Here is a 22,116-nt window from a genome sequence, read left to right as displayed (position 1 = left end):
CGCTCCCACAGGAGGCCTGTGTGTCATCTCATTTCACTTCCGGCGGCGTAGTGAAGGTGTGGTAGGGCGCCGGCGACGGCACGCTCCACTCCAGCCCTTCGGCGCCATCCCATGGCTTGGCCGGTGCCGGTGGGCCGCCACGGATGGTCTTGATCACGATGAACAGGAAGAAGATCTGCGTGGTGCCGAACATGAACGCGCCAATGGACGAGACCATGTTGAAGTCGGCGAACTGCAGGTTGTAGTCGGGAATACGCCGGGGCATACCGGCCAGGCCGACGAAGTGCATCGGGAAGAACGCCATGTTCATCCCGATGAACGACAGCCAGAAGTGCAGCTTGCCCAGGGTCTCGTCGTACATGTGGCCGGTCCATTTCGGCAGCCAGTAGTAGGCCGAGGCGAAGATCCCGAAGATTGCGCCGGGCACCAGTACGTAGTGGAAGTGCGCGACCACGAAGTAGGTGTCCTGGTACTGGAAGTCCGCCGGGGCGATGGCCAGCATCAGCCCGGAGAAGCCGCCGATGGAGAACAGGATCACGAACGCCACGGCGAACAGCATCGGCGTCTCGAAGGTCAGCGAGCCTTGCCACATGGTGCTGGCCCAGTTGAACACCTTCACCCCGGTGGGCACGGCGATCAGCAAGGTGGCGTACATGAAGAACAGCTCGCCCACCAGCGGGATGCCCACCACGAACATGTGGTGCGCCCAGACGATGAACGACAGGAACGCAATGGCCGCGGTGGCGTAGACCATCGAGGTGTAGCCGAACAACGGCTTGCGCGAGAACGCCGGGATGATCGAGCTGACGGCACCGAAGGCCGGCAGGATCATGATGTACACCTCGGGATGGCCGAAGAACCAGAACACGTGCTGGAACAGCACCGGGTCACCGCCGCCGGCGGCACTGAAGAAGCTGGTGCCGAAGTGGATGTCCATCAGCATCATCGTCACGCAGCCGGCCAGCACCGGCATCACCGCGATCAGCAGGAACGCGGTGATCAGCCAGGTCCAGACGAACAGCGGCATTTTCATCAGCGTCATGCCGGGGGCGCGCAGGTTGAGGATGGTGGCGATCACGTTGATCGCGCCCATGATCGAACTGATGCCCATCAGGTGGATGGCAAAGATGAAGAACGTCACGCTTTCCGGCGCATAGGTGGTGGAAAGCGGGGCGTAGAAGGTCCAGCCGAAGTTCGGCCCGCCGCCGGCGGTGAACAACGTCGACACCAGCAGCAGGAACGCGGCCGGCAACAGCCAGAAGCTGAAGTTGTTCATGCGTGGCAGGGCCATGTCCGGCGCGCCGATCATCAACGGGATCATCCAGTTGGCGAGGCCGACAAAGGCCGGCATCACCGCGCCGAAGACCATCACCAGGCCGTGCATGGTGGTCATCTGGTTGAAGAACGCCGGCTCCACGATCTGCAGGCCGGGCTGGAACAGCTCGGCGCGGATCACCATGGCGAACGAGCCGCCCAGCAGGAACATGGAGAAGGCGAACCACAGGTACAGCGTGCCGATGTCCTTGTGGTTGGTGGTCAGTACCCAGCGCATCAGGCCCTTGGCGGGGCCGTGGGCGTGGTCGGCGCCGGCATGACCGTGGTCATCGATCACAGCACTCATGTCCTGTCTCCTTCGAACGATTGGGCTGGACGGCGCGGAGCGGCGAGCCCCGACCGGTTGCGGGAAAACGCTTCAGGCCGGCTCATTTGCTTTCCGCCTGTTTGAGTTCCAGCACTTCTTTAGGCGTGACCATGTCGCCCTTGTTGTTGCCCCAGGCGTTACGTTCATAGGTCACGACGGCCGCGATATCGACCTCCGACAACTGCTTGCCGAACGCCGCCATGGCGGTGCCGGGCTTGCCGTGGAAGACGATGCTCAAGTGATCGGCCTTGGGTCCGGTGGCGATCTTCGAGCCCTTGAGTGCCGGGAACATCGGCGGCAGGCCCTGGCCTTCGGCCTGGTGACAGGCCACGCAAGTGGTGTGGTAGATCTTGTCGCCACGTTCCTTGAGCTCGTCGAGGGTCCATTCCTTGCTGGTCAGCTCCTTGAGCTGCGCGGCTTCGGCCTTGCGTTCACCCAGCCATTTCTCGTAGTCGGGCTTGCTCTTGACCTCGACCACGATCGGCATGAACCCGTGGTCCTTGCCGCACAGTTCGGCGCATTGGCCGCGATACACGCCGGGCTTGTCGACGCGGGTCCAGGCTTCGTTGACGAAACCGGGAATCGCATCGCGCTTGACCGCGAAGGCCGGCACCCACCAGGAGTGGATCACGTCGGCGGAGGTCACCAGAAAGCGCACCTTGGCATCGACCGGCAGCACCAGCGGCTTGTCGACCTCCAGCAGGTAGTGCTCGCCCTTGGCGCTCTGGTTATGGATCTGTTCGGCGGGCGTGGCCAGGTTGCTGAAGAACTCGACGTCCTGGCCCAGGTATTTGTAGTGCCATTTCCATTGGTAGCCGGTGATCTGGATGTCGATGTCCGACTCGCTGGAGTCATACATCTTGATCAGCGTGGCGGTGGCGGGAATCGCCATGGCCACCAGGATCACGAAAGGCACGATCGTCCAGAGGATCTCGACGCGGGTGTTTTCGTGGAAGTGGGCGGCATTCTGGCCGGTTGAGCGGCGGTGCATCATCATCGACCAGAACATGGCGCCGAAGACGATGATGCCGATGACTACACAGATCCAGAAGATGGTCATGTGCAAGTCGAACACTGCGTTGCTGATCTGTGTCGCTCCAGGCGCCATATTCACAGTCCAGGCGGCTTGTGCCTGACTGAAAATCGACCACAACAGGAGGCCCATCCATACGTGTGGATGTCGCGTCATTGCGGGTTCCCCTTATCGTTCTTGTTATCCCGTAGGCGTAACGCCTGCGGCAAGGAGAGCGGCTACATCAGACTGCGAACTCGACCGCCGTGCCTTGCTGCCTATGCATCGGGTGTCATCAGCTAACTCCATTCCAACCCGAGTATAGACAGCGACTGCAACCTCGCAACGCGACCGCGTAAATCGTTTGAAACAGGGGGACTTGCGCCAGGGACCGCGAATGGAGAACCATTCGGCCTTGAGTGATGGCAAACCGATATAACTGTGACGCATCAAGGAAGAGCGCAATTATGAAAAATAGGTCTTAGGAGTGTGTTTGCGCCAGCTAAGTTATGTCTTCCCTATTTCATTGCCTTTGTTTCCCTGGAGTTGTCATGAACACCGCCGCATTGCGCGAGCAGATCCAAAAAGCCCAACAACACGAAGCCCAGACCGGCCAGTTGGCCCGTCAGTTGGAAAACCAGTTACCTCACCTGCACCGTGCTATCCAATTGCCCGAGGCGAATGCCAACGCCGTCCTGGCGCGCTTTGTCGCCGCCTACATCGATGAAGTGCCTGACCTGCTGGATGCCGCCAACGAAGTCGCCAAAGAGGCGGGCATCGAGCCGCAGATCAAGCCGGTCCTGAAGATCGCCGAACAGTACTTCCTCCAGCCGCCGACGATCATGGCCGGCCATGTCGGGCTCGACAGCCTGCTGGACGAAGCCTACCTGGCCCATCGATTCGTCGAAGAGGTCAATGACCTGTACATCAAGCATTTCGGCCAGCCACTGATCCCCCTGGACATGACGGTCGCCAATCTGATTGCCCACCAGTTGATCGGCGAAGCCTTTGCCAACCAACTCGATGAAGTGGTGCATCACGCCTTCGACGAGATGCTCAACGACGAGACGTTCGCCCTGGAGTCGGTGGAAACCTACCGCGAGAAGCTCAGCAGCCCGCACACCGGCGCCGCGTGGAAACGCTGGCCTTGCATGTCACGCCGCCTGGGCCTGGGCCTGGAGCTGGATCAGCCAGCGGCTTGAAACACATAACCCGTGTGGGAGCGGGCTTGCTCGCGAAAGCGATGTATCAGTTAACGAAAGCGGTGCCTGACACTACGCCTTCGCGAGCAAGCCCGCTCCCACAGCGTTTATTGGATATCAGGCAGAAGCTGCGCCCACCCCGACGGTCGTGCGCAACCGCCCCTCCAGCCGACGCTTGAGCCCGCGGGATTCGATCAACAGCTTCGAGCCCTTGCTGGCATTCGCCCGGCCCCATTCTTCCAACAGCTCCAGGCACGAATGGTCGATGTAGCTCAGGTTATTGAGCGGTACATGCACCGTTACGCCTTCTGGCAGGGTGTCCAGCACCTGGGTCAGTGCCGGGACCTTGAGGAAGGTCGCCGCGCCCACCAGCCGCAGTTCCATCTCACCTTCCTGGGGCAGGTCGATCAGGCTGATCTTCAACCGCGAGGCTTTCCAGGCCAGTTTCGCCAGGGTCAGGCCGAAACCGATCAGCACGCCGGTCAGCAGGTCGGTGAAGATGATGGCCAGCGCCGTGGCGGCGTAGGTGAACATCGGCATCCGGCCATAGCGGCCCAGGTTTCGAAAGGCCTTGACGTCCACCAGTTTGAAACCGGTGTACACCAGCACCCCCGCCAGGCTCGCCACCGGAATGCTCTGCAGCACGCTGGACAGCAGCAACACGAACAGCAACAGCCACAGGCCGTGGAAAATCGTCGACATCCGGGTGGTTGCCCCGGCCTGGACGTTGGCGGAGCTGCGCACGATCACACCGGTCATCGGCAAGGCGCCGACCAGGCCGCACAGCATGTTGCCGATGCCTTGGGCCGAGAGTTCCCGGTCGAAGTCCGCCCGTTCGCCGCTGTGCATGCGATCCACCGCCGCGGCCGACAACAGGGTTTCGGCGCTGGCGATGAACGCGACCGCGAAGGCGGCGATCAGTACCGTCGGGTCAGCCAGGTTCAGCAGGTCTGCCGGACGCAACCAGTCGATGGCGTCGGCGAGGTTGTCCGGGACTTCCACGCGTTTGACCTGCAAGGCCAGCATCAGGCTGGCGACGGTCGCCAGGCCTACGCCGAGCAAGGCGCCGGGGACGAAGCGCAGGCTGTGGGGACGAAACTTTTCCCACAGCCACATCACCGCAATCGTCGACAGGCCGAGCAGCCCGGCCTGCCAGCCGAAGGACGGCAAGGCCTGGCCCACCGCAGCCGGGAAGGCCAGCAGGTTATCCAGCCCGGACGGCTTGGGCGCCGCGTCGAGCATCACATGGACCTGGGACAACACGATCAGCACGCCGATGCCCGCCAGCATCCCGTAGACCACCGCCGGTGCGGTCACCCGGAACCAGCAGCCGAGGCGAAAGCGCCCGGCCAGCAGTTGCAGGAGCCCGGCCAGCAGCAGGATCGGCCCGAGCATCGCCACGCCATGTTGGCGCACCAGTTCGAAGACCAGCACCGCCAACCCGGCGGCCGGGCCACTGACCTGCAATTTGGAGCCGGCGAGGAAACCCACCACCAGACCACCGATGATGCCGGTGACCAGCCCTTTGGCGGGCGGCAGGCCGGAGGCGATGGCAATGCCCATGCACAAGGGCAGCGCCACCAGGAACACAACCACGGAAGCGAGTAGCTCGCGTGGCAGAACAGCTTTTAATTGAGCAGCACGCATGGCGACTCTCCCGAAGTTTCTTCAGGCATGGCAAGGCCCGACCGCCGAAAGGGCGGCAGGCTTTGTTCCACGCAAGGATGGTATTAGGAGCGGTTAGAAGCGCGCTTTGGGCGTCGCCACCGGGATCGGTCGGCTACCGTCGAGCGGCAGGAAACAACCCCGGTCCGCGTCGAAGGCTTTGATCTCGCTGGTCTCGATGTTGTACACCCAGCCATGGATGAACAGCTGGCCGCTGGCCATGCGCGAGGCCACCGAAGGGTGCGTTCGCAAGTGCTGCAACTGTGCGATCACGTTCTCTTCGGTGAGGATGGGCATGGTCTGTTTTTCGTCGCCGCACGGGCAGTTGTCATGGACCATGGTCTTGGCCACTTCGGCGTGGCGCAGCCAGGCCTTGACCGTGGGCATTTGTTCCAGGGTTTGCGGGTTGAGCACGGCACGCATGGCACCGCAATCGGAATGGCCGCAGACAATGATGTGCTGCACACCGAGGGCCAGCACGGCGTACTCGATGGCCGTGGACACGCCGCCGTTCATCTGCCCGTAGGGCGGGACGACGTTGCCGACGTTACGGGTGACGAACAGGTCGCCGGGGGAACTGTGGGTGATCAACTCGGGCACGATGCGCGAGTCCGCGCAGGTGATGAACATCGCCCGGGGAGATTGGGCGGTGGCGAGTTTCTTGAAAAGCTCTTCCTGCTGTGGGAAGACTTCGTGATGGAAATGCAAAAAGCCGTCAACAATATGCTGCAGCGCTGCATCGGCGGTCTCCGCCTCGGGTTGGGCTGAAGCCGACGCAGCCAACGGCTGTTTATCCTTGTCACTCATGATTCATCCTCTTTGACGGTTCGGTGTCCAACGTGACGGATCCAGTCACACTGGCCACTAGTGGCTGGTTAAAAAACGTCCAGGTCGATGGGTTCGACCCGTCAGTCACTCGTGAAACAAGGTAGCGGCCGAAACTTAACTCAAACTGAATCAACGGCTCTAGGACGTAGATTACAAGGCATGAATCACAACCAGGCGAGGTCAGGCCCCGGTGGGTGAACGTTGTTTCAACGCTGTTTCAAGGTCAACTGTATTCAAATCAAGGACATTTGTCGGCCCGGCGGACAAAAGGCGTCGCAATCGAGCGTGTAGCCTTCGCGCCGATCCAGCCCCAGGCGCTTGATCGCCTTGGTGAAACGCTGGACCAGCAGGTCGGCGAACGGGCCTTCGCCGCGCATGCGGCTGCCGAACTGGCTGTCGTACAGTTCGCCACCACGGCTCTGGCGGACCAGGCTCATCACGTGGGCGGCGCGCTGCGGGTAATGCGCCTGCAGCCATTGCTCGAACAGCGGCGCCACCTCCAAGGGCAGACGCAACATGATGTACGACGCCGACTGGGCGCCGGCGGCGTGGGCTTCGGCCAGCAGGGCTTCGATCTCGCTGTCGTTGATCATCGGGATCATCGGTGCACACAGCACCCCCACCGGGATGCCGGCCTCGCGCATGACTTTGATTGCCCGCAACCGCGCCTTGGGCGCCGCCGCGCGCGGTTCGAGAATGCGCTTGAGCTCATCGTCCAGGGTGGTGAGGCTGATCATCACCGCCACCAGCCGCTGGCGGGCCAGTTCCGTGAGCAGGTCCAGGTCGCGCAGAATCAGCGAGCCCTTGGTCACGATGGTCACCGGATGGCGGTAGCGCAGCAGCACTTCCAGGACCCTGCGGGTGATGCGCTGCTCGCGCTCGATGGGCTGGTAGGGGTCGGTGTTGGAGCCCAGGTTGATCGGCGCGCATTGATAGCCACGCTTGGACAGCTGTTCTTCCAGCACATCGGCGGCGTTGCTCTTGGCGATCAGCCGGGTTTCGAAATCCAGCCCCGGCGACATGTCCCAGTACGCATGGCTGGGACGGGCGTAACAGTAGATGCAGCCGTGCTCACAGCCGCGGTAGGGGTTGATCGAGCGATCGAAAGGGATGTCCGGCGAGGTGTTGCGGGTGATGATGGTCTTCGCTGTTTCGAAGCGGATTTCAGTGCCCTGGGTTGGCGGCACTTCCTGGTACCAGCCGTCATCCTCGACCACCGAGCGGCTGGGGGCGAAGCGGTTGTGCGGGTTGGCCGCGGTGCCACGGCCACGTGGCGGCAGGGGGGCTGACATGGCGAATACTCCGAAGCTGTATGGGCATACAGTATCGTGCCCCTTGCCTTCGAACCAGTGCCATTCAGCGGCCCGACCATCGCCAAGCGCAATTCACAACACTTTGACGTCCTGCTTACGGGTTTTTAACCGGAGCGAGCCGACACTGTGCACCTCCGAACCTTCTCGTTTGCGGTCCTGCGTGCATGCTCAAGCTCTGCTCCCGTTCACTGTGTTGCCTGGCCTTGCTCATCGGGCTGGCCGAAATGCCCGCCCAGGCGGCGGATGCCGTGCAGACTCGCCCCCCTGAATGGGCGCAGCCTGTGGAAAAGGATTACAACCTTTACCAGATGTCGCCCACGCTTTACCGCAGCTCCTTGCCGAACGGCGGCGCTATGCCATTGCTGACGAAGCTGCGGATCGGCACGGTTATCACGTTCCTGCCGGAATCGGATGCGCGCTGGCTCTCCGACCCTGGTATTGAACAGGTCCGGCTGCCTTATCGCACCAATCACGTCGACGACAGCGACATCCTTCGCGCCCTGCGCGCCGTCCAGGCCGCGGAAGCCAAGGGGCCGGTGCTGATGCACTGCAAGCACGGCTCGGACCGCACCGGGCTGGTGGCGGCCATGTACCGGGTGGTGGTGCAGGGCTGGAGCAAAGAGGACGCCTTGAACGAAATGACCGAAGGCGGCTTCGGTGACAGCCATCACTTCAAGGACGGCGTTCGTTACGTGATGCAGGCCGATGTGGAGAAACTCCGTCTGGCGTTGGCGAACGGTGACTGCAGCACCAGCGTCTTCGCGCTGTGTTCCCTGGAAAGCTGGGTCAACTCGACCGTCTCGGCCCCGCACCTCGATCCGCAGATGGTCCGGCCGGACCACTGATCGGCGGTGCGCCTGCAAAGGCGGCGATGGATTCGGACAACGGTCGCGAGTCCCCCGGTGCAAAAATGATTTCACGCAGTGCGCGGCCGGTGGCCGGGTTGAACAGCCCCTCGCGCTTGAACCGGTGGAACACACTGGCGGCCAGCTCCTTCGTCCAGGCGTAAGCGTAGAGCTTTGCCTCGTAGCCGGTCACCAGGTAATCCAGGCTGTTGGGCCAGCGTTCGGTCGTGGTCATCGGCAGGTGCTGCAATTTAGCGCTGGCTTGATCGAAGACCTGCTGGGCGCTGCGCCCGTCGCCGTGGGTGCGGTGCAGTTCCAGGTCGAACAGCGCGTTGCGCAACAGCACGGCGGTATCCCAACTGGCCTGGGTCCGGGTGAAGGTCAGCAACTGCTCGGCGACCGTGTCGGGCATGGTTTCGCCGCTCTGATAGTGCCGCGCGACGCGCACCAGGCCTTGCCTGGAAAAACACCATTGCTCGAACAACGCCCCGGCAAACTCGGCAGTGTCGCGAGACAGGCCGTTGATGCCCGACAGGTCGCGATAGTCGGCGCGGGTCAACACATGCTGCAGGCAATGGCCGAACTCGTGGAACAGTATGCGCAGTTGCAGGTGGTCGAGCAGTAACGGCTCCGGCCCCTCGCTGCGCGGCAGCCAGCCATGCAATACGGCAATGGGGTGTCGGGGGCGGCCCTCGGCGGTGATATGGCGGTTTCGCAGGGTGCTGGTGTGGGGGAAACCGTCTCGGTTGGGGTCCGAAAACGGATCGAAATACAGGTAGCCGATCACCGCCCCCCATTCACGGACCTCGTAAAGACGCACGTCCGGGTGCCAGGTCGCTACCTCCTGGCGCTCGACGAAGTCGACGCCGAACAGCGTCGTGGCCATCTGCAACAGCTGTGCAAAAGTGGCGTCCAGTGCGAACCAGACGCTCAGCGCCTCCTTGGATGCGCCGGCCGCTTGCTGGCGAAGTTGGTTGGCCAGGTACGGGTAATCCCAAGGCTGGAGTTCGTCGAGGCCTTGCTGCGCGGCAAACGCCTTGAGCTGGTCGGCGTCGCGCTTGAGGTGACGGTGCTGGCGTTCGAGTTGGCGCCGCAGGAACGCTCGCACGTCTTCGGTGGACGCGGCTTGCTCCGGCTCGATCGCCATCTGGGCAAAGTCGGTGTAGCCCAGGGACGTGGCGTACCGATGCCGGTCATCGAGCAATTGCCGGAGCATGTCGCTGTTGTCGAACTGCCCCGCGTGGGGCCCCTGATCCGATGCGCGGGTGCTGTAGGCTTCGTGCACCTGCTGGCGCAGCAAGCGATCGTCGGCGTACTGGCTGACGAGGCCATACGCCTCGTCGCTGAGGGTTAGCAGCCATCCGCCGTGCCCGGCTTCCCGCGCCTGGCGGGCCATCTGCCGCTTGAACCGGGGCGGCAGGCCACGCAACCGGGCTTCATCGTCAAACGTCATGCGCCAGGCCTGGGTGGCCATGTGCAGGTTCTCCAGGAACAATCCCTGGATTTCCTTGATGCGCAGCTTCAACACGCCCAAGTCGGCCGGCAAGCTCCCCGCTGCGCCATTGTGGTGCAAGCGCCGCAGGATTTTCTCCAGCACTCGCTTGCGCGCCGGTGAAAAATGCCGGGCGATCGCGCTGTCCGCCAGGCGCCGGTAGAGCGTGAACAGCGTGGGATGGCGTTTCAGCCAGGCCTGGAAATCATGCAGCCGTTCGCTGCACTCGAGGGCCACCTGCGCCCAGGCGTCCCCTGTGCGGGTCGAGGTCAGCAGGTGCAGCAGATAACCGAAACCCTCCAGTCGCGAATGGATGGCGTCCATGGCCAGCACGAGGTCGTCCCACGTGGGAAAAGGCGTCTGGGTCTTGATGATGTCGGCCACTTGGGCGCGGCTCTCGGCCAGGATCCGGTCGAGGGCCGGCGAGAAATGGCGAGCCTGGATCTGTGCGAACGGGGGCAGGTCATAGGCCTGCAACAGCGGGTTGTCGTCGGGCATGGGGCCTTCCTGTCAGTCTGTACGTGCTGGACAGTCTGGAAAGGAAGGCCGCGTGCCGGGCGGTAACTATGTATGGCCTGTGGTGTGTTCTTCCGGCCGGGCCGGGCGGTCACACCGCAGGTTTCAGTCGGTTTTCTTCTTCAACTTGGGGTTGGGGAAGAACTGCACCGCCTGGACCTTGGCGTCCGGCACCTTGGGCGCCGAGGTGTTGACGCGCGTGCCCAGTTCCTTGGGCACCGACAGGCCTTGCTCGTTGAGTGTGTCGGAATAACCGCAGGCCACGCATTCGCGGTGGGGTACGCCGTCTTCGTTCCACATCATCAGCTTGTCCGGCTCACTGCACGCCGGGCAGACCGCCCCGGCGATGAAGCGTCGTTTGGTGATCACAGGCCCCTCGCTCATGCTGCCGCGTCCTCGGTCAGGCCGCTATGGCGCAAGAGTGCGTCAATCGACGGCTCACGGCCACGGAAGTCGACGAACAGCACCATCGGCTCTTGCGAGCCGCCGCGGGCGAGGATGGCTTCGCGGAACGCGCGGCCGGTGTTGGCGTTGAGCACGCCGTCCTCTTCGAACTTCGAGAACGCGTCGGCCGACAACACTTCCGCCCATTTGTAGCTGTAGTAGCCCGCCGCGTAGCCGCCGGCAAAGATGTGCGCGAAGCTGTTGGGGAAGCGGTTGTAGGCCGGCGGCCTCATGACCGACACCTCGTCGCGCACGCCTTCGAGCACTTGCAGCACGCTGCGGCCGTCGCCGTGGGTCGCGTGCAGCTCGAAGTCGAACAGCGAGAACTCCAGTTGACGGACCATCATCAGGCCGGACTGGAAGTTTTTCGCCGCGAGCATTTTTTCCAGCAGGTCCTGGGGCAGCGGTTCGCCGGTTTCATAGTGGCCGGAAATCAGCGCCAGGCCTTCGGGCTCCCAGCACCAGTTTTCCATGAACTGGCTCGGCAGCTCCACGGCATCCCAGGCCACGCCGTTGATGCCGGACACACCGGCGTGCTCGACACGGGTCAGCAGGTGGTGCAGGCCATGGCCGAATTCGTGGAACAGCGTGGTGACCTCGTCGTGGGTCAGCAGCGCCGGCTTGCCGCTGTCGGCCGGTGTGAAGTTGCACACCAGGTTGGCCACCGGGCTTTGCAGCGAGCCGTCGAGGGTGCGCCGATGGTCGCGCGCGCCATCCATCCAGGCACCGCCGCGTTTGTTGGCGCGGGCATAGAGGTCGAAGAAGAAGCGGCCGACGTGTTGTCCATTCTCCTTGATCTCGAACAGGCGAACGTCCGGGTGCCAGGCGTCGAAACCTTTCAGTTCGGCGATCTCGATGCCATAGAGGCGTTGCACGATGGCGAACAGGCCGCCCAGTACCTTGTCGATCGGGAAGTAGGCACGCAGGGCTTCCTGGGCAACGCTGTAGCGTTGCTGGCGCAGTTTTTCGCCATAGAAGCCGCTGTCCCAGCTTTGCAGGTCGGGGCAGCCCTGTTCGGCGGCGAAGGCCTTCAACTGCTCCAGGTCCTGTGCGGCGAACGGTTTGCTGCGCTTGGCCAGATCCCGCAGGAAACCGAGCACCTGGTCGCTGGACTCAGCCATTTTGGTCGCCAGGCTCAACTCGGCGAAATTGGCGAAGCCCAGCAGTTGGGCCAGCTCCTGGCGCAGGTCGAGGATCTGTTCCATCACCGGGCCGTTATCGTTCTGGCCGGCATTCGGGCCCTGGTCCGAGGCGCGGGTGCAGTAGGCCGCGTAGACCTCTTCACGCAGGGCGCGGTCTTCGGCGTAGGTCATCACCGCGTAGTAGCTGGGGAATTCCAGGTTGATCAGCCAGCCGTCCAGCCCCTTGGCCTGCGCGGCGGCGGCCATCTGCGCCTTGGCCGAGTCGGTCAGGCCGGCGAGGGCGGCTTCGTCAGTGACGTGCTTGGTCCAGGCCTGGGTGGCGTCCAGCAGTTGGTTGGAAAAACGGCTGCCCAGCTCGGACAACATGCTCTGTACCTCGGCGTAGCGCTTCTGCTGCTCGGGCGGCAGGTCGATACCCGACAGACGGAAGTCCCGCAGGGAATGCTCGAGGATGGTTTTTTGCGCGACGTCGAACCCGGCGGCTTCGGGGCTGCGCGCCAGGGCTTCGAATGCCTGGAACAGTTCGCGGTTCTGGCCCAGTTCGGTGGAGTACGCACTCAGCGCCGGCAGGCAGGCCTCGTAGGCCTCGCGCAGTTCGGGGCTGTTACGCACGGCGTTCAAATGGCTGACCGGGCTCCAGGCAGCGCCGAGGCGATCATTGAGTTCGTCCATCGCCAGCACCAGGCCGGCCCAGGTCGGCTGCTGCCCCTGGCTCTTGAGGATTTGCGCGATGGCCGCGCGGTTGTCAGCCAGGATCTGCTCGATGGCCGGTTGCACATGCTCGGCACGAATCGCCGAGAATGGCGGCAGGTCATAGGGTTGCAAAAGAGGGTTGTTCACGCTCACGGTTGGCACCTTGGCTGGAAGAAACATGGGGCCATCTTAATTACAATCGACGCTCACCGCAGCTAGCAGCACCTATCAGCCGAAAAGAGAGAGCCTATCGTGACCCTTCGCACGTACCAGAACCACAGCCCACGGCTTGCCCGGGGCGCCTTTGTCGACAGCACCGCGGTGGTGATCGGCGACGTCGAGATCGGTGAAGACAGCTCCGTCTGGCCGCTGACCGTCATTCGTGGCGACATGCACCATATCCGCATCGGTGCCCGCACCAGCGTCCAGGACGGCTGCGTGCTGCACATCACCCACGCCGGGCCTTTCAACCCCGACGGTTTTCCATTGCGGGTCGGCGACGACGTGACCATCGCCCACAAGGTCGTGCTCCATGGCTGCAGCGTGGGCAGCCGAGTGTTGATTGGCATGGGCAGCATCGTGATGGATGGTGCCGTGGTCGAGGACGACGTGATCATCGGTGCCGGCAGCCTCGTACCGCCGGGCAAGCGGCTGGAGAGTGGCTTCCTGTACGTCGGCAGCCCGGTGAAACAGGCCCGGCCGCTGACCGACAAGGAGCGCGCGTTCTTCACCTACAGCGCGGCGAACTACGTGAAGCTCAAGGACCTGCACCTGGCCGAAGGTTATGACCGGATCTGAATTGCCCTTTTTACTACCGTGGCGAGGGAGCTTGCTCCCGCTGGGCTGCGCAGCAGCCCCCTCGATCTATCTGATCCACCGAGTTACTTGAGTTCAGGGCCGTTGCACGCTGGAGCACCAGCCCGGCCCGGCGGGAGCAAGCACCCTCGCCACGAACTCACTCCAGTCCGTAAGATGGACGCCATGTCGCACCGCTCCCCAGGAATGTTCATGCACTACCAAACCCTACTCTTCGACCTCGACGGCACCCTCACCGACCCACGCGAGGGCATCACCCGTTCGATCCAGTTTGCCTTGAGCAAGCTGGGCATCGACGAACCCGACCTGACCCGCCTCGAGCATTTCATCGGCCCACCGCTGTTGCAGGCGTTCATGCAGTTCTATGGCTTCGATGAGGCGAAGGCCTGGGAGGCGGTGAATTTCTACCGTGAGCGTTTCAAGGTCACCGGGCTTTATGAAAACCGCGTCTTCGACGGCGTGATGCCGTTGCTGGAAACCCTGGGCGGGCAGGGCCGGCAGCTGTACATCGCGACGTCCAAGCCGTGGGTCTTCGCTCGGGAAATCGCCCGCCACTTCGACTTCGCCCGGCACTTCAAGGTGATCTACGGCAGCGAACTGGACGGCACCCGTACCGACAAGGTCGAGCTGATTGCCCACCTGCTGGCCGAAGAAAACCTCGACCCGGCCAGCACCCTGATGATCGGCGACCGCAAGCACGACCTGATCGGCGCCCGCAGCAATGGCCTGGACGCGGCGGCAGTGGGGTATGGATTCGGAAGCCATGAGGAGTTGTGTGCCGAAAGCCCGGCCTATCACTTCCAGACGGTGGACGCGTTGCACCGGGCGTTTGTGCGCGGCTAGTTCCATCGTGATCGAACGGCTCAAGGCCTGAACTGGCTCGGCGCTACGCCGCTCCAGCGTACGAAAGCGTGGCGGAAGCTGGCGGTTTCACTGAAGCCGAGCAGCTCGGCGATCCGGTAGATCGGCAGTTGGTCCTCGTACAGCATCTGCTTGGCCCGTTCGAAGCGCAGCTCGTCCAGCAGTTCCTGATAGCTGCAACCCAGCTCCTTGAGGTGCCGGCGTAAGGTGCGCGCCGAGCAGTTCATCTGTTCGGCCAGGCTTTCCAGGCCGGGGGCGGCGTCCAATTGAGCGGCCAGCAACTGGCGGATCCGTCCTAGCCAGGCTTGGCGGCCCGTGAATTCGGTGTTCTGCCGGCGGCAACGTTCGGCCATGGCGTGGTGGGTGATGGGGTCGGCCAGGGGCAGGGGTTGCCCGAGCCATTGGCGATCGAAGGCGAACCCGTTGTCCAGGCTGTTGAAGCGCACCGGGCAATTGAAGTGCGCGCTGTACCGTGCCTGGTAATCCGGCGCCGCATGTTCGAAGCGTGCCGCGCGCAAGGGCAGCGGATGGCCGAGCAGGTCGTTGCAGATGACTTTCAGCGAAACCATGCAGAACTCGGCGTTGAACACCGCCAGGGCCGGGTTCTCTCGATAGTCGCTGGCGTTGAGCCAGACGTACTCGCCATCGTCCTCCAGGTTCAGTTCGAAGAGTGTTCCCAATAGCGCCGGATAGTGCAGCGCCAGGCGCAAAGCGTCACCTAAGGTGGCACTGGTGAGCAGTGCATAGCCGAGCATGCCGTAGGAGGACACGTGCATGTCCCGCCCCAGTTCCAGGCCGATGTCCCGCTTGAGGGCCACGGCGTTGGCGCAGACCTGCATCTCCTGATTGGTGGTGATGCGCGTGTCGGCCCGACTCAGATCCGCCGTGCTGATGCCGCTGCCGGCCAACAGGGCGTCACCGGGCAGCCCTTCGTGCTTGAAGGCGTTGAGCACCAGGGAGACGGCGTTGAGGGTGGTGAGGTGGGAATGCAGCATGTCCGTTTCCAGCCGGGGGAAGGCTGGAAATCGAGCAAGTTGTGTGCCGTACCTTTCGTTGGCACAGGGATGCTGTGGCGAGGGAGCTTGCTCCCGCTGGGCTGCGCAGCAGCCCTCTGTGCTGTGAGCGGTTCGCGCTCAAGCGGGAGCGAGCTCCCTCGCCACAGGTTAAGGGCCTACCTCAGGCGAGTTCGCCACACAAATCCAGCTCGACCAACCGGCGAACCTCGTCCACCGGCAAGCCGGCGCCAATCAACGCCTGCAACTTGCCGAACGCCGCTTCGCGGGTCATGCCACCACCGGACAACACGCCGACGCCCCGCAGGCGGCTGCCGGCCTCGTACACATCCAGCTCGACGCCACCTTCATGGCATTGGGTCACCGCCACCACGACCACGCCGTTGTCCCGCGCCCGCTCCAGGCTGGCAAGGAAGGCCGGGTTGTCGCTGGGCCCGGTGCCGCTGCCGTAGCACTCCAGCACCAGGCCCTGGATACCGCTGCCCAGCAGGCCATCGAGGATTTCGGCGCTGATGCCGGGAAACAGCGGCAGCGCTGCGACGTTCGCCAGTTGCTTGGGCTGGTCGTAATTCAACTGCGTCGGCAACGCCCCGGCTTTCACGCCGCCACCCTGGCGCTCCAGGCGCTTGAACGGGTGACGACCGAAGCTGCGCACTTTCGCGCAGCGGGTCGGTGGCAGCAGCTCGCCATGGAAATACAGGTGCACGCCTGGCGCCAGGCCCTGGCCGAGGGCGACCAGGGCGCCGCTGAGGTTTTCCCAGGCGTCGCTGTCGGTCACGCCCGCCGGTAACATCGAGCCGGTGAAACAGACGCGGGCATGCAGGCCGAGCAACTGGAAGCTCATCGCCGCCGCGCTGTAGGCCAGGGTGTCGGTGCCGTGCAGGATCAGCACGCTGTCGCATCCCTGCTCATCCACCGCCTCGACCACCGCCTCGCGCAGTTGCTGCCAGTAGGCCGGGGTCATGTTGGCGCTGTCGATCAAAGGCGACATTTCCCGGAAGCGCCACTGCGGGACGACGAGTTCGGGTTGGCTGTGCAGGTAGTCGCGCATCCGCGCTTCGAAACCGGATGCAGGCGCCAGGCCGTGGGCGCTGGCTTGCATGCCGATGGTGCCGCCGGTGTAGAGCACCATGACGTGCTGGGCGGCAGGGTAAGAGGCGGAATTCATTGATGGGTCTCCTGGACGAATACACCTTGCGCCGCAGCATGCCTGCGTGCGCAAGGTGTGTCACGTCGAGTGGCAGGACGCCACTCGTTGCGGTCTGTCGCGGCGGGTGGCGGGGAGCCACCCGCCAGGTCGATCAGCGTTGCGTGGCAGGCGTGCCCTGGGCTGCGCCTTGCTCGCGTGGAGCCGATTGGCTTGGGCTGGTCGGCCAGGCCTTCAGGTCCAGGTCCAGATCGGTGAATTTGCTGGAATCGAACACTGGTTGCTTGACGCCGGCGCGGCGCTGCTCGTCGTAGTCGCGCATCACGCGCAGGCCGACCTTGAACAACATGGCCAGGGCCATCAAGTTGACGAAGGCCAGGCAGGTCATGGTGATGTCGGCGAAGGCGAACACGGTCGAAAGATCCTGCATCGAACCCCATACCACCAGCGCCAGAACCAGGCCGCGGAAAACCATCAGCACGACGCGGTTGCGGCTGAGGAACTGCAGGCTGTTCTCGCCCAGGTAGTAGTTATAGAGGATGCAGGTGAAGACGAACAGCGACAGCGCGACGCTGACGAACACGCGCCCCCAGTCACCGACCACGGCGGCCAGCGAGTTCTGGGTCAGGACGATGCCGTCACCTTCGAAGCCCGGGGTGTAGAAGCCCGACAGCAGGATCAGCAGCGCGGTGCAGGTGCAGATCACGAAGGTGTCGAGGAACACGCTGAAGGCCTGGACCACGCCCTGGGCGCCCGGGTGCTTCACGGCGGCCACGGCGGCGACGTTCGGCGCACTGCCCAGGCCTGCTTCGTTGGCGAACACGCCACGCTTCACGCCCATCACGATGGCGCTGCCGAGCAGGCCGCCGAAGGCTGGGTCGAGGCCGAAGGCGCTCTTGAAGATGGTTTCCAGCATGGCTGGCACGTGTTCGATCTGGGTGCCGATCACGTACAGGGTCACGCCGATATAGGCCAGGGTCTTGATCGGTACCAGTAGGTCGGACACCGCGGCGATGCGTTTGATGCCGCCGATGAAGGTGATGGCCAGCAGCACCGCCAGGACGATACCGGTGTGGCGTGGATCGAAGGCAAAGGCGTTCTGCAGCGAGTGGGTCACGGTGTAGGACTGCAGGCCGATGAAGGCGAAGCCGTAGGTGACCAGCAGCAGGATGGAGAACACCACCGCCATGCCTTTCAGCTTCAGGCCGTGCTGGATGTAGTAGGCCGGACCGCCGCGGTACAGGCCGTCGCCGTCGGCGCGCTTGTAGACCTGGGCCAGGGTGCATTCGAAGAAGCTGCTGGACATGCCCACCAGTGCGGTGACCCACATCCAGAACACAGCGCCCGGGCCGCCGAGGGTCACGGCGATGCCGACACCGGCGATGTTACCGGCGCCGACGCGACCGGCGAGGCTCAGCATCAGGGCCTGGAACGAGCTCAGCTGGCCTGCCTGGCCGTGAAGGGACTCTTTGAAGACACTGAACATGTGGCCGAAATGGCGGAACTGGACGAAGCGCGAGCGGATCGTGAAGTAGCTACCGAGTCCCACAATAAGCAGGATCAGCACTTTCCCTGAGAGGAAGTCGTTGATGACTTCGAGCATGAGTATTCCTCGCTGTTTTTTGTTTAAGCAAATGCTGGCCAGTTGGAAACATCGCGTTACATCGGCCGGCGGACGGCACGACAGGCGAGGCGATGTTTCGTCCCGGTCCATTTCGCGGGTTTGTTATTAGTTCGGGTTTCGCATGTGTTGGGCCTCGTTACCGACGACCGCTCACGCGAAGAGGGGCGGCACTATACCGATCAGTGCGGTGCCCGTCTGCACGGTTGTGGTGCGTCCGACGAAACGGAGCTTTTGCAGCACCTGGCCTTTCGGTCAGGTTCTTGTGGAAGCGAGCCCGCTCGCGATGGCTGACGACACGGTTTTTTCAAACGGCAGCGCGTCATCGTTCATCGCGAGCAGGCTCGCTCCCACAGGTTCTGGCATCCTCGCTTTGCAGCTTTCAATTAAAAAAAGGGCTTGGGGAAGATCCCCAAGCCCTCAAAAGGTGAGAGGTGTCTAGTCCCTCGACCTGGTGAGCAATGGTCGCGTCGATCACGCTTTGAGCGGGACCAGGCGCGGAGCAATCATGTTTTCCGGGCGCAGGATGTCGTCGAGCATGGCGTCGTCGAGCAAGCCTTCCTCACGCACCAGTTCCAGCACGCCGCGGCCACTTTCAAGGGCGACACGGGCGATGCGGGTGGCGTTTTCATAGCCGATGTACGGGTTCAGGGCAGTGACCAGGCCGATCGAGTGTTCGACCAGCTCGCGGCAGCGCACTTCGTTGGCGGTGATGCCGACGATGCAGTGCTCGCGCAGCATGTCCATGGCCCGTTGCAGCAGGCGGATCGAGTCGAAGATCTTGAAGGCGATCAGCGGCTCCATCACGTTCAATTGCAGTTGGCCGCCTTCGGCTGCCATGGTCAGGGCCAGGTCGTTGCCGATGATCTGGAAGGCCACCTGGTTGACCGCTTCCGGGATCACCGGGTTGACCTTGCCAGGCATGATTGAGCTGCCTGGCTGGCGGGCCGGCAGGTTGATTTCGTTGATGCCGGTGCGCGGGCCGCTGGACAGCAGGCGCAGGTCGTTGCAGATCTTCGACAGCTTGACCGCGGTGCGCTTGAGCATGCCGGAGAACAGCACGAAGGCGCCCATGTCGGAGGTGGCTTCGATCAGGTCGGCGGCCGGCACCAGCGGCTGGCCGCTGATGGTCGCCAGGCGCTGTACGGCCAGGGCCTGGTAGCGCGGGTCGGCGTTGATGCCGGTGCCGATGGCGGTGCCGCCCAGGTTCACTTCGGTGAGCAGTTCGGGTGCCAGGGTCTTGAGGCGCGCCAGGTCTTCGCCCAGGGTGGTGGCGAAGGCGCGGAATTCCTGGCCGAGGGTCATCGGCACGGCGTCTTGCAGCTGGGTGCGGCCCATTTTCAGGACGTGGCTGAATTCTTCACCCTTGGCCGCGAACGCCTGGATCAGGCTGTCGAGGCTGGCCAGCAACGCATCGTGACCCAGCAGCAGGCCGAGGCGGATCGCGGTCGGGTAGGCGTCGTTGGTGGACTGCGCCATGTTCACGTCGTTGTTCGGGTGCAGGTACTGGTATTCGCCCTTGTTGTGGCCCATGACCTCCAACGCGATGTTGGCGATGACTTCGTTGGCATTCATGTTGGTCGACGTGCCGGCGCCGCCCTGGATCATGTCCACCACGAATTCTTCGTGGAAATCACCGCGGATCAATCGTGCACAGGCTTCGCTGATGGCGGCGTGCTTGGCTTCGCTGAGCTGGCCCAACTCGCGGTTGGCATCGGCGGCGGCTTGCTTGACCATGGCCAGACCGACCACCAGCTTGGGGTAATGCGAAATCGGAACGCCGGAGAGGCGGAAGTTGGTCACCGCTCGCAGGGTCTGGATGCCGTAATACGCTTGTGCCGGTACTTCGAGTACGCCAAGCAGGTCTTTTTCTGTGCGGAAAGATGCAGCGGAGGACATGACGGAAATCATCTCGATAAGGACCCGGTCTGAGCCGGAACGCCTCGAATCCTAGGCCTGCATGCAAATTAGGGCCAATGCTGTTAAACACTGCCCTATGCATATTCGGCATAATGCCGGTGTGACGCCGGCGTTATGGCGAGCGTGTGACCCGTTTTGGTGCATGTGGGAGGACGTGATGAATCTTGAAAGCAAATGGCTCGAGGACTTCAGTGCCCTGGCCGCGACTCGCAGTTTCTCCCAGGCGGCCGAGCGGCGCTTCGTCACGCAGCCGGCGTTCAGCCGGCGGATCCGCAGCCTTGAAGCGGCACTGGGGCTGACCCTGGTCAACCGTTCGCGCACGCCCATCGAGCTGACGGCGGCCGGGCAGTTGTTCCTGGTGACGGCGCGAACGGTGGTCGAGCAACTGGGTGAAGTGTTGCGTCATCTGCATCACCTGGAAGGCGGGCAGGGCGAGGTCATCCAGGTGGCCGCCGCGCATTCCCTGGCGCTGGGCTTCTTCCCGCGTTGGATCGCGCAGTTGCGCAACGAAGGCATGAACATCGCCACGCGCCTGGTGGCGACCAACGTGGGCGACGCCGTCCACGCCCTGCGCGAGGGCGGTTGTGACCTGATGCTGGCTTTCTATGATCCGGACTCTGCGATGCAGATGGACCCGGAGATCTTTCCGTCGCTGCACCTGGGCCAGACCCAGATGCTCCCGGTGTGTGCGGCGGATGCGGACGGCAATCCACTGTTCGACCTCGAAGGCGAGGCCAGCGTGCCGCTGCTGGCCTACAGCGCCGGGGCATTTCTGGGGCGCTCGGTCAATCAGCTGCTGCGCCAACGCGCGCTGCGCTTCACCACTGTCTATGAAACGGCCATGGCCGACAGCCTGAAAAGCATGGCCCTGGAAGGCCTCGGGATCGCCTGGGTGCCGCACCTGAGCGTGCGCGCCGAACTGGCCCGGGGCGAACTGGTGATCTGCGGCGGGGCGCAATGGCACGTCCCACTGGAGATCCGCCTCTACCGCTGTGCCCTGGTGCGCAAGGCCAATGTCCGGTTGTTGTGGCGCAAGCTGGAGGGCGGGGTGGCCCAGAGTGTTCCCGGTTCCTGAAGACAGCGCAGACCTCTTGTGGGATGTCACTGATATCAGGGTCATCACCGAGCCCCTGTGGGAGCGAGCTTGCTCGCGATGACGGACTGACATTCACCGTTGCATTGACTGACCGGTCGCTATCGCGAGCAAGCCCGCTCCCACAAGGGATTTGTGTCGTTGTTCTGCTGACCTCGAAGTCAATAAAACCGCCGCTTCGCCTCAAATGACAGATGGTCGGCGAAAGTGCGTTTAACGCACCGTTTTCGGTATACTGCCCGGCCTTCGGTCGGTTCACCCGGCCATTATTCGTACAACAAGCCACGCCGGTTTCCCGCGTGGCTTGTTGTTTTTTGACGCGCCCGCGGGCGCCCAGAGAGAAGAGGCACATTGATGAGTGCATTGGTTGGCGTGATCATGGGCTCCAAGTCCGATTGGTCCACCCTTAGCCACACCGCCGATATGCTGGAAAAGCTCGGCATCCCTTACGAGGTCAAAGTGGTCTCTGCCCACCGCACCCCGGACTTGCTGTTCCAGTACGCCGAAGAAGCCGAGGCCCGTGGCATTGAGGTGATCATCGCCGGTGCCGGTGGCGCGGCCCACTTGCCAGGCATGTGTGCGGCCAAGACCCACCTGCCGGTGCTGGGTGTGCCGGTGCAGTCGTCGATGCTCTCGGGCGTCGATTCGCTGCTGTCGATCGTGCAGATGCCGGCCGGCATCCCGGTGGCGACCCTGGCCATCGGCAAGGCCGGTGCGATCAACGCCGCCCTGTTGTCGGCGAGCATCCTGGGCGCCAAGCACCCGCAGTTTCATACCGTGCTGAAAAAATTCCGTGCTGAGCAGACAGACAGCGTCCTGGACAACCCGGACCCGCGCATTGCCTGAGGTGG

General features: G+C 63.3%; 18 protein-coding genes. 6 read left to right on the top strand and 12 right to left on the bottom strand.

Features of this window, described 5'->3' with window-relative positions:
• Window positions 1–28: 28 nt before the first annotated feature.
• Both ctaD and coxB read right to left on the bottom strand, forming a co-directional pair.
• Window positions 29–1,621 carry a cytochrome c oxidase subunit I gene (gene ctaD / locus AD664_RS23915; protein WP_024778458.1) on the bottom strand — a complete coding sequence of 531 codons (1,593 nt, stop codon included), beginning with the start codon at window positions 1,619–1,621 and terminating at the stop codon, window positions 29–31.
• Between the two features lie 82 nt (window positions 1,622–1,703).
• Window positions 1,704–2,831 carry a cytochrome c oxidase subunit II gene (gene coxB / locus AD664_RS23910; RefSeq protein ID WP_042731241.1) on the bottom strand — a complete coding sequence of 376 codons (1,128 nt, stop codon included), beginning with the start codon at window positions 2,829–2,831 and terminating at the stop codon, window positions 1,704–1,706.
• Between the two features lie 374 nt (window positions 2,832–3,205).
• On the opposite strand from coxB, the gene AD664_RS23905 reads away from it, so the two are divergent.
• Window positions 3,206–3,856, top strand: a complete 651-nt coding sequence (locus tag AD664_RS23905; protein WP_053150420.1) for a hypothetical protein — start codon at window positions 3,206–3,208, stop codon at window positions 3,854–3,856.
• A 117-nt stretch (window positions 3,857–3,973) separates the two neighbouring features.
• On the opposite strand, the gene AD664_RS23900 is transcribed toward AD664_RS23905, so the two are convergent.
• The 3 genes from AD664_RS23900 to AD664_RS23890 all read right to left on the bottom strand — a co-directional run bounded on the left by AD664_RS23900 (window position 3,974) and on the right by AD664_RS23890 (window position 7,641).
• Window positions 3,974–5,503 (bottom strand): SulP family inorganic anion transporter, encoded by a 1,530-nt coding sequence (locus AD664_RS23900; protein ID WP_053150417.1) that lies wholly within the window; start codon window positions 5,501–5,503, stop codon window positions 3,974–3,976.
• Window positions 5,504–5,596: 93 nt separating this feature from the next.
• Window positions 5,597–6,328 carry a carbonic anhydrase gene (locus AD664_RS23895; RefSeq protein WP_053150414.1) on the bottom strand — a complete coding sequence of 244 codons (732 nt, stop codon included), beginning with the start codon at window positions 6,326–6,328 and terminating at the stop codon, window positions 5,597–5,599.
• Window positions 6,329–6,582: 254 nt separating this feature from the next.
• The gene (locus AD664_RS23890; protein WP_053150410.1) at window positions 6,583–7,641 is read right to left on the bottom strand and encodes a PA0069 family radical SAM protein; all 1,059 of its coding nucleotides are present in this window, start codon (window positions 7,639–7,641) and stop codon (window positions 6,583–6,585) included.
• Between the two features lie 185 nt (window positions 7,642–7,826).
• On the opposite strand from AD664_RS23890, the gene AD664_RS23885 reads away from it, so the two are divergent.
• A complete protein-coding gene (locus AD664_RS23885; protein ID WP_053150407.1) occupies window positions 7,827–8,507 on the top strand; it encodes a tyrosine-protein phosphatase in 681 nt (226 codons plus the stop codon).
• On the opposite strand, the gene AD664_RS23880 is transcribed toward AD664_RS23885, so the two are convergent.
• From AD664_RS23880 to prlC, 3 genes are all read right to left on the bottom strand, one after another.
• Window positions 8,449–10,497 (bottom strand): M3 family metallopeptidase, encoded by a 2,049-nt coding sequence (locus AD664_RS23880; protein WP_083454246.1) that lies wholly within the window; start codon window positions 10,495–10,497, stop codon window positions 8,449–8,451. The genes AD664_RS23885 and AD664_RS23880 overlap by 59 nt on opposite strands.
• Before the next feature lie 123 nt (window positions 10,498–10,620).
• A complete protein-coding gene (locus AD664_RS23875) occupies window positions 10,621–10,899 on the bottom strand; it encodes a YheV family putative zinc ribbon protein (protein WP_042732621.1) in 279 nt (92 codons plus the stop codon).
• A complete protein-coding gene (gene prlC, locus AD664_RS23870) occupies window positions 10,896–12,974 on the bottom strand; it encodes an oligopeptidase A (RefSeq protein WP_172679763.1) in 2,079 nt (692 codons plus the stop codon). The genes AD664_RS23875 and prlC overlap by 4 nt, the downstream gene beginning before the upstream one ends.
• Window positions 12,975–13,046: 72 nt before the next feature.
• Between prlC and AD664_RS23865 the strand changes: the two genes are divergently transcribed.
• Both AD664_RS23865 and AD664_RS23860 read left to right on the top strand, forming a co-directional pair.
• On the top strand, window positions 13,047–13,592 hold the full coding sequence (locus AD664_RS23865; RefSeq protein WP_053150404.1) for a gamma carbonic anhydrase family protein: 546 nt from the start codon (window positions 13,047–13,049) through the stop codon (window positions 13,590–13,592).
• A 210-nt stretch (window positions 13,593–13,802) separates the two neighbouring features.
• Window positions 13,803–14,453 (top strand): HAD family hydrolase, encoded by a 651-nt coding sequence (locus tag AD664_RS23860; protein ID WP_053150401.1) that lies wholly within the window; start codon window positions 13,803–13,805, stop codon window positions 14,451–14,453.
• A gap of 20 nt (window positions 14,454–14,473) precedes the next feature.
• On the opposite strand, the gene AD664_RS23855 is transcribed toward AD664_RS23860, so the two are convergent.
• From AD664_RS23855 to aspA, 4 genes are all read right to left on the bottom strand, one after another.
• Window positions 14,474–15,466 (bottom strand): AraC family transcriptional regulator, encoded by a 993-nt coding sequence (locus AD664_RS23855; protein ID WP_053150398.1) that lies wholly within the window; start codon window positions 15,464–15,466, stop codon window positions 14,474–14,476.
• A gap of 181 nt (window positions 15,467–15,647) precedes the next feature.
• On the bottom strand, window positions 15,648–16,652 hold the full coding sequence (locus AD664_RS23850) for an asparaginase (RefSeq protein WP_053150394.1): 1,005 nt from the start codon (window positions 16,650–16,652) through the stop codon (window positions 15,648–15,650).
• A gap of 133 nt (window positions 16,653–16,785) precedes the next feature.
• Window positions 16,786–18,234 (bottom strand): sodium:alanine symporter family protein, encoded by a 1,449-nt coding sequence (locus AD664_RS23845; RefSeq protein WP_053150391.1) that lies wholly within the window; start codon window positions 18,232–18,234, stop codon window positions 16,786–16,788.
• Between the two features lie 492 nt (window positions 18,235–18,726).
• Window positions 18,727–20,151, bottom strand: coding sequence for an aspartate ammonia-lyase (gene aspA / locus AD664_RS23840; RefSeq protein ID WP_042731957.1), 1,425 nt, complete (start codon window positions 20,149–20,151; stop codon window positions 18,727–18,729).
• A 178-nt stretch (window positions 20,152–20,329) separates the two neighbouring features.
• Here aspA and AD664_RS23835 point away from each other — a divergent pair, with 178 nt between their 5' ends.
• Both AD664_RS23835 and purE read left to right on the top strand, forming a co-directional pair.
• The gene (locus tag AD664_RS23835; RefSeq protein WP_042731962.1) at window positions 20,330–21,247 is read left to right on the top strand and encodes a LysR substrate-binding domain-containing protein; all 918 of its coding nucleotides are present in this window, start codon (window positions 20,330–20,332) and stop codon (window positions 21,245–21,247) included.
• Window positions 21,248–21,619: 372 nt separating this feature from the next.
• Complete coding sequence (gene purE / locus AD664_RS23830; protein WP_003196369.1) at window positions 21,620–22,111, top strand: 5-(carboxyamino)imidazole ribonucleotide mutase; 492 nt, start codon at window positions 21,620–21,622, stop codon at window positions 22,109–22,111.
• Window positions 22,112–22,116: the final 5 nt, after the last annotated feature.

The organism is Pseudomonas sp. P97.38, from assembly GCF_001269745.1.
Taxonomy (GTDB): Bacteria; Pseudomonadota; Gammaproteobacteria; order Pseudomonadales; family Pseudomonadaceae; genus Aquipseudomonas; species Aquipseudomonas chlororaphis_E.
Note: the sequence above shows the minus strand (reverse complement) of the source record. Positions and strands in the feature narration are given on the sequence as shown.